The organism is Streptomyces thermocarboxydus, assembly GCF_024760485.1.
GTDB lineage: Bacteria > Actinomycetota > Actinomycetes > Streptomycetales > Streptomycetaceae > Streptomyces > Streptomyces cellulosae.
The window spans coordinates 4,916,907-4,930,196 of the sequence record NZ_CP058273.1; the positions used below are offsets into that span (position 1 = coordinate 4,916,907).

Sequence of the window (13,290 nt, forward strand, 5' to 3'; positions counted from 1 at the left end):
CGACACGTGCCGAGGACACGGCCGGGTGAGCGATTTTGCGGATTGTCTGCAGAATGGGCCGCTCGCACAGGGCCGCCGGACGCCATGGAGTGACTTGTGACGATTGGCGGCGTACGCGTACCCCGGCCCGCGGCGGCTAGGCTGGACGCGGTCCGTGCATCCTGTATAGCCCCGTGAGGTGTCCTGTGTCCCCGCGTCGCAACCGACCCAAGGGAGCCGGTTCGTCCGGCCGGAGCGCCGAGGACGACCGCTCCGGGAGGTATGGCGGCTGGCAGTCCACCGAGTCCTGGCAGGGCGAGGACTGGAGCGTGCGGCACGTGGCGGGCAGCAGCGCCCGCGGCAAGTCCTACCGGTGCCCGGGCTGCGACCAGTTGATCCCGGACGGGGTGCCGCACGTGGTGGCCTGGCCCGAGCACTCCGGCGTCGACGAGCGCCGGCACTGGCACAAGGCCTGCTGGAACGCGAAGGACCGCCGCACCACGCGGGTGCAGCGGTCCCGTAACGCGCCCAGGTTCTGACGGACCCCCGGATCTTCTAGACGTCCCGCTTCCGCAGCAGGGTGAACGCGAGGGCCAGTGCGGCCCCCGTGACGACCAGCATGATCCACAGCGGGTCCCAGCCCGACGGGCCGGACTGCGACAGGGACGTCGAGTAGAAGACGCTCATCTGGTTCGGGATGGAGTACTCGAACAGCGCCTCCTGCACGTCCTCCAGCGACGGCGAGAACATGAACATCGCGATCACCAGCGGGGCGAGGACCAGCGCGATCATCACGGTGATGGCGCCCGCCGAGTGGCGCACGATCGAGCCGACCGCCAGCGACAGGGTGCCGAGCAGCGCCAGGTAGAGCGAGACGCCGACCGTGCCCTTCAGCCATTCCTCGGCGGACGGCTCGGCCGCGTTGTACTCCTCGAGCAGCGACACGTGCACCAGGCCCACGACCGACGCGCACACCACGGTCACCACGAAGGCGACCAGGAAGAACACCAGGGCCTTCGCCGCAAGCACCCGGCCGCGGCTGGGACAGGCGACCATCGTCGTGCGGATCATGCCCGTGCCGTACTCGGAGGCGGTGGTCAGCACGCCCAGCGTGATCAGGCACATCGAACCCAGCAGCAGACCGAAGAAGCCCAGCGACAGCGGGCTCTCGCCGCCCAGGTCGGGGTCGGAACCGGCGATCACCATGCCGGTGAGCAGACCGATGCCGATCACGAGCGCGACGAGCACGCCCAGCGTCCACAGGGTCGAGCGCACCGACTTGATCTTCGTCCACTCGGAGGCGAGCGCGTGCCCGAGGTGGGTGCGCACCACCGGGATGGGCGACGTGTAGGTGGGATACGCCGGGGCCGGAGCGGAGGGCGCGGCACCGGGTGCGGCCGGCCACTGGGGTGCGGCGCTGTGCGGCATCGGGGGCTGGGGCGTGCTCATCGGGCGTCCTCGGACTCGGTCGGCTCGGCGGAGGGGGCGGGCTGGGGAGCGCTCTGCGGCGCCTGCGGAGGCTGCGCGTACGGATTCGCCACCGGGGCGGCCGGAGGGGACGCGGGGGCCACAGGAGCGCCGTAGGGGCCCGCGGGGGCGGTCTGCGGCGGGGCGAAGGGCTGCCCGCCCTGCTGGGGCGGCGGCGGGGCGTACCAGCCGGGCTGGCCCTGGCCCGGCACCGGCATCGGCGGCTGCGCGCCCGGCGGCAGCGGCTGCTGGAGCCCTTCCTTCTGGTCGGTGGTCGAGCGGTAGTCGACGGCGCCCTGCGTCATCCGCATGTAGGCCTCCTCCAGGGACGCCTGGTGCGGCGACAGCTCCCACAGCCGTACGTCGTGGTCGTGGGCGAGGTCGCTGATCCTGGGCAGCGGCAGTCCCGTCACCCGCAGCGCGCCGTCCTGCTCGGGCAGGACGTGGCCGCCGGCCTCGGTGATCGCCGCCGACAGCTTCTCGCGCTGCTGCGGCTCGCTGTCCGGCGTGCGCACCCGCGCGAAGTCGGCGGAGTTGTGGGAGATGAAGTCCTTCACGCTCATGTCGGCCATGAGCTGGCCGCGGCCGATCACGATGAGATGGTCGGCGGTCAGCGCCATCTCGCTCATCAGGTGGGAGGAGACGAAGACCGTACGGCCCTCGGCGGCCAGCGACTTCATCAGGTTGCGCACCCAGAGGATGCCCTCGGGGTCGAGGCCGTTGACCGGCTCGTCGAACAGCAGCACCTGCGGGTCGCCGAGCAGCGCGGCGGCGATGCCCAGGCGCTGTCCCATACCGAGGGAGAAGCCCTTGGACCGCCGGCCCGCCACCTCGTGCAGACCCACCACGCCCAGCACCTCGTCCACCCGGCGGGCCGGGATGCCCGACAGCTGGGCCAGGCTGAGCAGGTGGTTGCGGGCGGAGCGGCCGCCGTGCACCGCCTTGGCGTCCAGCAGCGCGCCCACCTGACGGGGGGCGTTGGGCAGCTTGTCGTACGGGTGGCCGCAGATCGTGACATGGCCCGCCGTGGGGTTGTCCAGACCGAGGATCATCCGCATCGTCGTCGACTTGCCCGAGCCGTTGGGGCCCAGGAAGCCGGTGACGGCGCCGGGACGCACCTGGAAGGAGAGGTTGTACACAGCGGTCTTGTCGCCGTACCGCTTGGTCAGGCCGACTGCCTCGATCATGCTCCGCACCCATCGAAAGGTTCAGGACAGCGGGGCATACGCCCCCCGTAAGGGTTAGGAGCTTATCGGGACGCTGACGGTTCCGTTCAAGGGTGCTTCACGGGCGGGCCGGAACCGGTCCCGAACGGTCGTTCACTGGGCGTCACGCCGTTTCAGCAGCACGTAGCCGCCGACGACGGCCGCGATGACCCACAGCGCCATGATGCCGAGGCCGCCCCACGGCCCGTACGGGGTGTCGTCGTCCACCGGGGTGACCACCTGCATGATCTTGCTGCCCGCCTGGTCGGGCAGGAACCGGCCCACCTTCTCGGTGGCGCTGACGTTGCCGAGGATGTTGGAGATCAGGAAGAAGAACGGCATCAGGATGCCCAGCGACAGCATGGGGGAGCGCAGCATCGTGGCCACCCCCATCGAGAACAGGGCGATCAGCGTCATGTAGAGCCCGCCGCCGAACACCGCGCGCAGCACCCCGTCGTCGCCGATGGACGCCTTCAGGTCGCCGAGCATCAGCTGGCCCAGGAAGAACGTGGCGAAGCTGGTCGCCATCCCGACCACGAACACCAGGGCCGTGGCCACCGCGAGCTTGCTGAACAGGAAGACGCCCCGCTTGGGCACGGCCGCCAGCGAGGCGCGGATCATCCCGGTGCTGTACTCGTTCGACACCACCAGCACCCCGAACACGATCATCGCGAGCTGGCCCAGACCGGTCCCGGCGAAGCTGATGAACGTCGGGTCGAAGGAGAGCTTCTCCCGCTGGCTCAGGTTGTCGAACTCGTTCTTCGACAGCGCCGAGATCAGCATGCCGAGGGCGATGGTGACGACCACCGCCGTGGACAGCGTCCACACGGTCGACGCCACCGACCGGATCTTGGTCCACTCCGACCGTACGACCTGTGCCGTCGCCATGCTCAGCCCTTCCTCCAGCTCTCGCCCCACTGCTGCTGTTGCCGTTGCTGCTGCTGCGGGGGCAGGGGCGTGCCGGTGTGCGCGTGGTACTCCACCGACTCCGCCGTCAACTGCATGAAGGCCTCCTCGAGGGACGCCTGCTGCGGGCTCAGTTCGTGCAGCACCACTCCGTTGACCGCGGCCAGCTCCCCGATCTTCTCGGCGGGCGTCCCGTCCACCTCCAGCGTCCCGTCCGGGCCGTCCACGGCGGTGACGCCCGCCTGGTGCAGCGCGTCCAGCAGCGCCTCCCGCTGCGGGCTGCGCACCCGGACGTAGGAACGGGAGTTCCGCTCGATGAACTGGGCCATCGAGGTGTCGGCGAGCAGCCGGCCCTGCCCGATGACGACGAGGTGGTCCGCCGTCAGGGCCATCTCGCTCATCAGATGGGAGGAGACGAACACCGTGCGGCCCTGCTGGGCCAGCGACTTCATCAGCGTGCGGATCCAGTGGATGCCCTCGGGGTCGAGGCCGTTGACCGGCTCGTCGAACATCAGGATCCGCGGGTCGCCGAGCAGCGCGGCGGCGATGCCGAGCCGCTGCCCCATGCCGAGCGAGAACCCCTTGGCCTTCTTCCGCGCCACCGCCGTCAGGCCGACCTCTTCCAGCACCTCTCCCACCCGCCGTTCGGGGATGCCGTTGCTCTGCGCGAGCCACAGCAGATGGTTGTAGGCGCTGCGCCCCGGGTGCACCCCCTTGGCCTCCAGCAGGGCGCCGATGTACGTCAGCGGGTCCTGCAGCCGGTCGTAGTGCGTGCCGTCGACGCGCACGTCGCCCGCGGTGGGGTGGTCGAGCCCCAGGATCATCCGCATGGTGGTCGACTTGCCGGCGCCGTTCGGGCCGAGGAAGCCCGTGACGATGCCCGGCCGGACGGTGAAGGTCAGGTTGTCCACCGCGACCTTCTCGCCGTACCGCTTGGTCAGCCCCTCCAGCTCGATCATGCGGCCACGCTAGAACGGGGTGAAGCCCTCTGCCACCGCAGTGGCAGAGGGCTTCACCTGGGTCCGGTCGTCCGGTGCTCCGGTCGTGTTACCGGGACTGCTGGGCCGGGACGCCGCGGGAGACGGGCTCGTCCTCGGTGGCGGGCGCGCCGGTGGCGGCGACCGCGGCACCCGTGAGGGTCGCCAGCATCTCGCGGACGTTGGTCAGCTGGGCGTTGATGGAGTCGCGGCGGTTGGTCAGCGCGGCCAGCTCACGCTCGGACTCCGAACGGATCCGGTCGGCCTTGGCGTTGGCGTCGGCCACGATGTCCTCGGCCTGGCGCTGGGCGGTCTCCACCGTCTGGCGGGCACGGCGCTCGGCGTCGGTGCGCAGCTTCTCGGCCTCCAGGCGCAGCTGCTCCGCGCGGTGCTCGATCTCCGCGAGGCGCTTCTCGGCCTTGGCCTGACGCGAGGCCAGGTCGCGCTCGGACTGCTCGCGGCGCTTCGCCAGGTTCGTCTCGAAGTCCGCGGCGGCCTGGGCGGCCTTGGCGCGGGTCTCCTCGAAGAGGGCGTCCGCCTCCTCGCGCTTGGACTGGGCGTCCTTCTGCGCCTCGGAGCGCAGCTGGGCGGCCTCGCCCTTGGCCTTCTCGACGATCCGGACGCCCTCGTCCTCCGCCTTGGCCTTGCGCTCGGCGGCGTAGGACTCGGCGTCGTTGCGCACCTGCTGGGCGGCCGACTCGGCGAGCTCGCGGTGCTGCTCCGCGGCGCGACGGGCCTCCTCGCGCAGATCCTTGGCCTCCTCCTCGGCGAGACGGAGGATCTTCTCCACGCGCGCGCCGAGACCCGCGTACGACGGCTCGGCGTCGTTGATCTGGGCCTGGGCGTTCTGCGTCTCGAGGTGGAGCTCTTCGATGCGCTTTTCCAGAGCGGTGATGCGGGCGAGAGCGCTGTCACGGTCGGAGACGAGCTTGGAGATACGTTCGTCCACCTGAGCGCGGTCGTACCCACGCCGCACAAGCTCGAAGCCGTAGGGGGAAGTGTCGCTCATGGGGTTCCTGTCGAATGAGACCGGTGAGGTGATAGGTGGAATCCTAGGGGCCGAAGCGCTGTGTCATCGAGCGGATGCACGTTTGATACGGAAGATGACACCCCTTTTGAGTGGCTCGCCGCCGGAAGCCTTGCCAAAGCCATGGTCAAAGCCCTCACCGTACAAGGGATTTCGCCCGGATTGCTAATTGTCGGCCGACTTGCCACCCGTACGGGTAGCACCCGCCGCGGCCCCCGCCTTGACGCCGTTGTCCTTGCCGCCCGCCGGGGCCTCGAAGGACTCCAGGGCCTCCAGGACGTCCTGGACGCGCGAGATCTCCGCGTTGATGTCCTCGCGGCGCCGGACGAGGACCTCCAGTTCGCGCTTGCCCTCCTCGACGGTGCGCCGTGCCTCGCGCACCGCCTCGGCCTTCAGCTCCTCGGCCTCCTTCACGAGCGTGGCCTTCTTCTGCTCCGCCTCCTTCAGAAGACCCTCGGCCTTCTTCACGGCGGCGATGCGCACCTTGCCCGCCTCGGAGTTGGCCTCGGAGACGATCTCCTTCGCCTTGGCCTCCGCCTTGGCCAGCTGCTCCTCCGCGGCCTTGATCAGCGCGTCGCACCGGTCGCCGGCCGACTTCATGGTCTCCGCGGCCTCGCGCCGGGCCCGCTCGTGCAGCTGCTCGATCTCGCTGGTGATGCGGTCGCGCAGCTCCTCGGCGCGCTCCCGGATCTGCGTCGCGTCGCGGCGCGCGCCGACCAGCAGCTCGTCGGCGTCCGTACGGGCCTTCTCCACCAGGGAGTTGCCCTCGACCCGCGCCTCGGACATCAGCCGCTCGGCCTCGCTGCGGGCCGCGCCCACCATGGTGTCCGCCTGCGACTCGGCCTCCGCCTTCGTCTTCAGCGCCTGCTGCTGCGCCTCCGTGAGCAGCTTGTCCGCCTCGGCGGTGGTCTCCGTGATGAGGGTGTCGACCTGCTCGGCCGCCTCCGAACGCCGCTTGTTGGCCTCCCTGCGGGCCTCGTCCAGCGTCCGCTCCGCCTCGTCGCGCGCGGACGACACCAGCCGCTCCGCCTCCGACTCCGCGTCCGCCTTGACCCGCTCGGCCTCGGCGCGCAGCCGCTCCGCGTGCTGCTGCGCCGACTCCACCGTCTCCGCGGCCTCGGCGCGCAGCCGCTCCGCGTCGCCGGTGGCGTCCGCGATGAGCTTCTCCGCCTTGGCGACCGACTCCGAACGCACCCGCTCGGCCTCGGCGACCGTCTCGTCGGTGAGCCGCTCCGCCTCGCTGCGCGCCTCGGTGATGAGGGTGTCCGCCTGCGTCGCCGCGTCCGAACGGATCCGGTTGGCGTCCTCGCGGGCCTCCGCCCGGGTGCGCGCCGCGGCCTGCTCGGCCTCGGCGACCGCGTCGGACGCCTCGGTGCGCAGCCGCTGCGCGTGCTCGGAGACCTCGGTGCGGATCCGGTCCGCCTCCGTGATCGCCTCCGAAACCGTGCGCTCCGCTAGGGACTTGGCCTCCTCGGCCTCCTCCTGCGCGTCGCGCCGCATCCGGGCCGCGTCCTCGCCGGCCCGCTCCCGCTCCGCGTAGGCGTCGGCGCGGACCCGGTCCGCCTCCTCCTCGGCCTCGCGCCGGGTGCGGTCCGCCGCGTGCTCGGCGGCGCTGCGCAGTCCGGTGATCTCCTCCTGCGCCTGCTCGTGCAGCCCCGCGACGGAGTCCCGCACCTGCTGGGCGTGGAGCTCGGCCGCCGACACCATCTCCGTGGCGCGCCGGTCCGCCTCCTCGACCAGCCGTACGGCCTCGGCCTGCGCCTCCTCGACACGGGTGCGCGCCGCGGCCAGCAGCTCCTCGCTCTGCTCGCGGGCCCGCCGGCGCTCCTCCTCGGCCTCCTCGCGGGCCGCGCCGAGAAGCTCCTCCGCCTCCCGGCGCCGCCGGCCCGCCTCCTCCTGCGCCGCCGCCAGCGTCTCGGACGCCTCCGTGCCGATCCGCTCGGCGGCCGCCTGGGCCTCCGCGCGCATCCGGTCCGCGCTGTCCTGCGCCTCCGACTTGAGCCGCTCCGCCTCGGCCGCGGCCTCCGACCGCAGCCGCACGGCGACGGCCTCGCCCTCGGCCCGGGACGCCGACGCGTCCGCGGCGGCCTCGTCGCGCAGCCGCTCGGCCTCCTGCTCGGCCTGCTGCTGGAGCGTACGGATCCGCTCGGCGGCCTCCGTGCGCAGCCGCTCGGCCTCCTCGGTCGCCTCACGGCGGATCCGGGCGGCCTCCTCGCGCGCGTCGCTCAGCGCCTGCTCGGCCGAGGCGAGACGCTCCTCGGCCTCGGTGTGCAGCCGGGTCAGCTCCTCGGCCGCCTCCGCGCGGCGCGCCTCCACGGCCCGCTCGGTCTCCTCGCGCAGCTCGCGCGCGGCCCGCTCGGCGTCCTCCTTGAGCGCCTCCGCCTGCTCCTCGGCCTCCGCGCGGTGCCGCTCGGCCTCCTTGCGGGTGCGCTCCAAGGTCTCCTCGGCCTGCCGGCGCAGCGTCGTGGCGCGCTCGATGGCCTCGGTGCGGACCTTCTCGCTGTCCGTCTGCGCGGTGGACCGCAGCTCGTCCGCGTCCGCCTTCGCCTTGGCGAGCAGCTCCTCGGCGGACTTCGCCGCCTCCTCGATCTGCGCCACGGCCTCCTTGCGGGCCTCCGCGCGGATCTTCTCGCCCTCGGCGACCGCGTCGGCGCGCAGCTGCTCGGCCTCGCCGCGCAGCCGGCGCGCCTCCTCCTGCAGCTCGACCGTCTTGGCGCGGTACTCCTTGGTGTCGTCCTTCGCCGCGCCCTTGAGCTGCTCGGCGATGTCGTGCGCCTCGGCGCGCAGCCGGTCCGCCTCGGCCTCCGCCTCGCTGCGGATCCGCTCGGCCTCCTCGGCGGCGGCCTTGGTGGTCCGCTTGGCCTCCTCGGAGGCCTTGTTGAGCACGTCCTCGGCGGTCTTGGCCGCCTTGGACAGCTGGGTGGCCGACTCCTCCGCGGTGAGCGTACGGGCCTTCTCCGCGGCCTCCGCGACGATCTTCTCCGCCTCGGCGCGGGCGTCTGCGACCAGCTGCTCGGCGTCCGCCTTGGTGGCCTCCGCCTCCTTGGTCGCCTCGCTGACCAGCCGCGCCACCTGCTCCTTGGCGGTGCGCGTCCGGGTCTCGTTGGCGGCCTCGGCGGACGCCAGCGCCTTGGCGGCGGCCTCCTTCGCCTCCGCGAGCACCTTCTCGGCCTCGGAGCGCGCCTCGCGCAGCGCGCTCTCCGCCGCGGCCATCCGCTCCTCGGCGGCCCGGCTCATCTCCTGCGCCCGGCGGCGCGCCGACTCCGACTCGGTGACCGTGGAGGTGCGCAGCTGCTCGGCGTGCTCGGTGGCCTCCTGGGCCTGCGTGGACGCCGCGTTCAGCAGCCGCTCGGCGTCCGTGCGGGCGCGGCGCAGCAGCTGCTCGGCCTCGCTGCGGGCGGCCTCCGCCTCGCTCTGCAGCCGGCGGCGGGCCTCGGCGGTCAGCCGCTCGGCCTCCTCACGCGCGGCGGCGAGGGCCTGTTCCCGCTCGGCGCGGGTCTCCTCCAGCAGCCGGCGGGCCTGCTCCTCGGTGCGGGCGCGCAGCTGCTCCGCCCACGCCACGTTCTCGTTGACGTGCGTCTCGACGGTCTGGCGGCGCTCGGCCAGCTCCTGGTCGAGCTGCTGGCGCCGGGTCACGGCCTCCTGGTGCAGCTCCGCCTGGAGGCGGGCGGCCTGCTCGGCGTGCTCCTGGAGGATGCGCTGGGTCTGGGCGCGGGCCTGGCTCAGCTCCCGCTCGGCGTCCGCGCGGAGCTGGTCGGCCTGCATCTGCGCGTTGCGCAGCAACTGCTCGGCCTGGTAGCCGATGTCGCCGCCTTCGTAGGCGGGCCGGGACATGATGGTGCGCCGCGCCTCGTGCAGCTTGGCGCGCAGCACCTCGACCTGGTAGCCGAGGTCCTCGGCGTGCTGGATCGCCTTTTCCCGCTCGGTCTTCAGCCGCTTCATCTCGGCTTCGAACCGAGAGAGGTGGTCGACGTCAGCCGCCGGCTCTCGCTCCTGGCTCTCGTAGCCCCGCACTGCGCGGTCCCATCCGTCCCCTGGTCGCAAGTCTGGCCGAGCCCCGCCCATCCCGAACGGGGCCCCCGGGGAATGGTGTCAGATCAACGGCGGAGCATGGGCTGATGCCCCGCGCTCGCCCCCCGCCACCCGGCCCCGGCGATCCCGTCGCCGAACACGACGGGACTCGGTCACCACGCTTCGAGCGGCGACCAGACCCAACCCTACCGGCCCTTATGTACGTGGGTCAGTGCTCGGACGACTCAACAGGCGCGGAAGTGACCAGTTCTGTCAGTACGCCGTGGCAGTCCTTCGGGTGCAGGAAGGTGATCCGTGACCCCATGGAACCGCGCCGGGGCTCTTCGTACAGAACGCGTACGCCCTTCTCCTTGATGTCCGCCGCCTCCGCGTCGACGTCCGCCGTACCGAAAGCGATGTGGTGGACGCCCTCGCCGTTCTTCGCGAGCCACTTGGCGACGGTGGAGTCCTCGCGGGTCGGCTCGAGGAGCTGCAGGTAGGAGGCGCCGCCGTCCGAGGTCTCGTTGATCTTGAGCATGGCCTCGCGCACGCCCTGCTCCTCGTTGACCTCCGAGTGGAACACCTCGAAGCCGTAGGTCGAGCGGTAGAACTCCACGGTCTTGTCGAGGTCGAAGCAGGCGATCCCGATGTGGTCGATTCGCGTCAGCATGGATTCAGTGCAGCGCCCCCGGGGCGGTTACGCAACGTGCGCGCGATCACACCGAAAGGCCGATGACGGGGTCACCCGCGCGTCAGTACATTCGAAGTAAACCCTCGTTCACTCCTCGGCTGTGCAGCCGGAAGGGGACCGCAGCTCATGACTTCTGCATCATCTGCATCATCCGCAACGAACGGCACGACGTCCGTCATCGTCGCGGGCGCCCGCACCCCGATGGGTCGGCTGCTCGGTTCGCTGAAGTCGTTCTCCGGAGCCGACCTCGGCGGCTTCGCGATCAAGGCCGCCCTCGACCGTGCGGGGATCGGCGGCGACCAGGTCCAGTACGTGATCATGGGCCAGGTGCTCCAGGCCGGGGCGGGGCAGATCCCGGCGCGCCAGGCCGCCGTGAAGGCCGGCATCCCGATGAACGTCCCGGCGCTCACGATCAACAAGGTGTGCCTCTCCGGCCTCGACGCCATCGCGCTGGCCGACCAGCTCATCCGCGCGGGCGAGTTCGACGTGGTCGTGGCCGGCGGCCAGGAGTCCATGACCAACGCCCCCCACCTGCTGCCGAAGTCCCGCGAGGGCTACAAGTACGGCGCGGTGCAGGTGCTCGACGCGATGGCGCACGACGGCCTGACCGACGCCTTCGAGAACATCGCCATGGGCGAGTCCACGGAGAAGCACAACACCCGCCTCGGCATCGGCCGCGCCGAGCAGGACGAGATCGCCGCCCTGTCCCACCAGCGGGCCGCCGCCGCGCAGAAGAACGGCGTCTTCGAGGCCGAGATCACCCCGGTCGAGATCCCGCAGCGGAAGGGCGACCCGGTGCTCTTCAGCAAGGACGAGGGCATCCGCGGCGACACCACCGCCGAGTCCCTCGGCAAGCTGCGCCCGGCCTTCGCCAAGGACGGCACCATCACCGCCGGCTCCTCCTCGCAGATCTCCGACGGCGCCGCCGCCGTGGTCGTGATGAGCAAGGCCAAGGCGCAGGAGCTGGGCCTGGAGTGGATCGCCGAGATCGGCGCCCACGGCAACGTGGCCGGACCCGACAACTCGCTCCAGTCGCAGCCGTCGAACGCCATCCTGCACGCCCTCAAGAAGGAGGGCCTGGAGGTGTCCGACCTCGACCTGATCGAGATCAACGAGGCCTTCGCGGCGGTCGCCGTGCAGTCAATGAAGGACCTCGGTGTTTCCGCCGAAAAGGTGAATGTGAACGGTGGCGCCATCGCCCTCGGCCACCCGATCGGGATGTCCGGCGCGCGACTGGTGCTGCATCTGGCGCTGGAGCTGAAGCGGCGCGGCGGCGGTGTCGGCGCCGCGGCGCTGTGCGGTGGCGGCGGCCAGGGTGACGCGCTGATCGTGCGGGTACCCAAGGCCTGACCCGGTTGTTGCCGACTTCCCTTACGTGAACGGAGCTGTGATGCAGGACGTCTCCACTCTGGTGGCCCAGGCCAGAGAGGGCAGGCCACGGGCCGTGGCCCGGCTGATCTCCCTGGTGGAGGGGGCGTCACCGCAGCTCAGGGAGGTCATGGCGGCCCTCGCGCCGCTCGCGGGCAACGCCTACGTGGTCGGCCTCACCGGGTCCCCGGGCGTCGGCAAGTCGACGTCCACCTCGGCGCTGGTGACCGCGTACCGCAAACAGGGCAAGCGGGTCGGCGTCCTGGCCGTCGACCCGTCCTCCCCCTTCTCCGGGGGCGCCCTGCTCGGCGACCGCGTCCGGATGTCGGAGCACGCCTCCGACCCGGGCGTCTACATCCGCTCCATGGCCACCCGCGGCCATCTGGGCGGCCTCGCCTGGGCCGCGCCGCAGGCCATCCGCGTCCTGGACGCGGCCGGCTGCGACGTGATCCTCGTCGAGACGGTCGGCGTCGGCCAGTCGGAGGTGGAGATCGCCTCCCAGGCCGACACCTCCGTGGTCCTCCTCGCCCCCGGCATGGGCGACGGCATCCAGGCCGCCAAGGCCGGAATCCTGGAGATCGGCGACGTCTACGTCGTCAACAAGGCCGACCGCGACGGCGCCGACGCCACCGCCCGCGAGCTGAACCACATGCTGGGCCTCGGCGAGTCCCGCGGCCCCGGCGACTGGCGCCCCCCGATCGTCAAGACGGTCGCCGCCCGCCAGGAGGGCGTCGACGAGGTCGTCGAGGCGCTGGAGAAGCACCGGGCGTGGATGGAGGAACGGGGCGTCCTCGCGGAGCGTCGCCGCGCCCGCGCGGCCCACGAGGTCGAGACGATCGCGGTCACGGCACTCCGCCGCCGCATCGGCGACCTCCACGGCGACCGCCGCCTCGACGCGCTCGCCGAGCGGATCGTCGCGGGCCGGCTGGACCCGTACGGGGCGGCGGACGAGCTGATCGAGGGACTCACGGGCAACTGATCAAACGCCGGACGGGCTGGAATCAGCCCTTCCGGCGTTTGAGGAGCGGGGTCCGGGGCGGAGCCCCGTGTCAGTCGTCGTCCCGGTCCGCCGTGACCGTGGCGGACCGCAGGTCCACGTTCCAGTCCCGTTCGTCCCCGCCGGAGGCGCGCGTCTCCGTTTCCCAGCCTCGGTCGTCGCCGTCGTCGTCCAGGTCGACGGAGATCACGGTGTCCTTGGACTCCGCGGCCCGCGCGGCCTGTTCGGCCGTCACCGTCGCGTTCTTCAGCACGGCCCGCACCTCCGCCGCGTCGTCCTCGTCGTCCTGATGGGCGCTCAGGACCTTCCCGCTGTCCGGGGCGATCCTGACGGTGTGCCAGGTGTCGCCCTTGGCGAGGACGTCGATCTCCCAGGAGCCGTCGTCCAGTTCGGCGGAGACGGCCGTACCCGGGGTGTGGTCCAGCGCGGCGGCGATGGCCTCGGCCGCGGTCACCTTGCCGGAGGCGGGGGCGGCGGCACCGATCCCGTCGTCGTCGCGGTCGTCGCGGTCGTCCCTGTCGTCGTCCGCGCGCGTCACCGACGTCGTGTTCTCGTCGTCCCCCGCGACCGACAGGGCCGTCGCCGTGCCCCCGCCCACCAGTGCCGCGGCCGTGACGACGGCGATCACGATGTTGCGCTTCATGTGCGTTCCTCCCGAGTCG

The 13,290-nt window shown here is 71.9% G+C and carries 11 protein-coding genes; 3 read left to right on the forward strand and 8 right to left on the reverse strand.

Going from position 1 to position 13,290, the window contains the following annotated elements:
- Positions 1–185: 185 nt before the first annotated feature.
- Complete coding sequence (locus AY578_RS22835; RefSeq protein ID WP_019524068.1) at positions 186–518, forward strand: Rv1322 family protein; 333 nt, start codon at positions 186–188, stop codon at positions 516–518.
- A 16-nt stretch (positions 519–534) separates the two neighbouring features.
- Here the strand turns inward: AY578_RS22835 and AY578_RS22840 are convergent, their stop codons facing one another.
- The 7 genes from AY578_RS22840 to mce all read right to left on the reverse strand — a co-directional run bounded on the left by AY578_RS22840 (position 535) and on the right by mce (position 10,242).
- Positions 535–1,428 carry a DUF2705 family protein gene (locus tag AY578_RS22840; protein ID WP_028961095.1) on the reverse strand — a complete coding sequence of 298 codons (894 nt, stop codon included), beginning with the start codon at positions 1,426–1,428 and terminating at the stop codon, positions 535–537.
- Positions 1,425–2,633 carry an ABC transporter ATP-binding protein gene (locus AY578_RS22845; RefSeq protein WP_019524066.1) on the reverse strand — a complete coding sequence of 403 codons (1,209 nt, stop codon included), beginning with the start codon at positions 2,631–2,633 and terminating at the stop codon, positions 1,425–1,427. The genes AY578_RS22840 and AY578_RS22845 overlap by 4 nt, the downstream gene beginning before the upstream one ends.
- A 132-nt stretch (positions 2,634–2,765) precedes the next feature.
- A complete protein-coding gene (locus tag AY578_RS22850) occupies positions 2,766–3,539 on the reverse strand; it encodes an ABC transporter permease (RefSeq protein WP_019524065.1) in 774 nt (257 codons plus the stop codon).
- A gap of 2 nt (positions 3,540–3,541) precedes the next feature.
- Complete coding sequence (locus AY578_RS22855; RefSeq protein ID WP_019524064.1) at positions 3,542–4,516, reverse strand: ABC transporter ATP-binding protein; 975 nt, start codon at positions 4,514–4,516, stop codon at positions 3,542–3,544.
- A gap of 88 nt (positions 4,517–4,604) precedes the next feature.
- Positions 4,605–5,543, reverse strand: coding sequence for a coiled-coil domain-containing protein (locus tag AY578_RS22860; RefSeq protein ID WP_019524063.1), 939 nt, complete (start codon positions 5,541–5,543; stop codon positions 4,605–4,607).
- A gap of 183 nt (positions 5,544–5,726) precedes the next feature.
- A complete protein-coding gene (gene scy / locus AY578_RS22865; RefSeq protein WP_215187996.1) occupies positions 5,727–9,575 on the reverse strand; it encodes a polarized growth protein Scy in 3,849 nt (1,282 codons plus the stop codon).
- Positions 9,576–9,801: 226 nt separating this feature from the next.
- Positions 9,802–10,242, reverse strand: coding sequence for a methylmalonyl-CoA epimerase (mce, locus tag AY578_RS22870; RefSeq protein WP_031023179.1), 441 nt, complete (start codon positions 10,240–10,242; stop codon positions 9,802–9,804).
- Between the two features lie 147 nt (positions 10,243–10,389).
- On the opposite strand from mce, the gene AY578_RS22875 reads away from it, so the two are divergent.
- Both AY578_RS22875 and meaB read left to right on the forward strand, forming a co-directional pair.
- Positions 10,390–11,613 carry an acetyl-CoA C-acetyltransferase gene (locus tag AY578_RS22875; RefSeq protein ID WP_078504552.1) on the forward strand — a complete coding sequence of 408 codons (1,224 nt, stop codon included), beginning with the start codon at positions 10,390–10,392 and terminating at the stop codon, positions 11,611–11,613.
- Positions 11,614–11,653: 40 nt separating this feature from the next.
- The gene (meaB, locus tag AY578_RS22880; protein WP_215048350.1) at positions 11,654–12,610 is read left to right on the forward strand and encodes a methylmalonyl Co-A mutase-associated GTPase MeaB; all 957 of its coding nucleotides are present in this window, start codon (positions 11,654–11,656) and stop codon (positions 12,608–12,610) included.
- A gap of 70 nt (positions 12,611–12,680) precedes the next feature.
- On the opposite strand, the gene AY578_RS22885 is transcribed toward meaB, so the two are convergent.
- Positions 12,681–13,271, reverse strand: a complete 591-nt coding sequence (locus tag AY578_RS22885) for a PepSY domain-containing protein (protein WP_215048349.1) — start codon at positions 13,269–13,271, stop codon at positions 12,681–12,683.
- Positions 13,272–13,290: the final 19 nt, after the last annotated feature.

Coding starts and splice junctions, on each gene's coding strand:
- AY578_RS22840 (WP_028961095.1), bottom strand. CDS start 1,428: ATGAGCACGCCCCAGCCCCCGATGCCGCACAGCGCCGCACCCCAGTGG.
- AY578_RS22845 (WP_019524066.1), bottom strand. CDS start 2,633: ATGATCGAGGCAGTCGGCCTGACCAAGCGGTACGGCGACAAGACCGCT.
- AY578_RS22850 (WP_019524065.1), bottom strand. CDS start 3,539: ATGGCGACGGCACAGGTCGTACGGTCGGAGTGGACCAAGATCCGGTCG.
- AY578_RS22855 (WP_019524064.1), bottom strand. CDS start 4,516: ATGATCGAGCTGGAGGGGCTGACCAAGCGGTACGGCGAGAAGGTCGCG.
- AY578_RS22860 (WP_019524063.1), bottom strand. CDS start 5,543: ATGAGCGACACTTCCCCCTACGGCTTCGAGCTTGTGCGGCGTGGGTAC.
- mce (WP_031023179.1), bottom strand. CDS start 10,242: ATGCTGACGCGAATCGACCACATCGGGATCGCCTGCTTCGACCTCGAC.
- AY578_RS22875 (WP_078504552.1), top strand. CDS start 10,390: ATGACTTCTGCATCATCTGCATCATCCGCAACGAACGGCACGACGTCC.
- meaB (WP_215048350.1), top strand. CDS start 11,654: ATGCAGGACGTCTCCACTCTGGTGGCCCAGGCCAGAGAGGGCAGGCCA.
- AY578_RS22885 (WP_215048349.1), bottom strand. CDS start 13,271: ATGAAGCGCAACATCGTGATCGCCGTCGTCACGGCCGCGGCACTGGTG.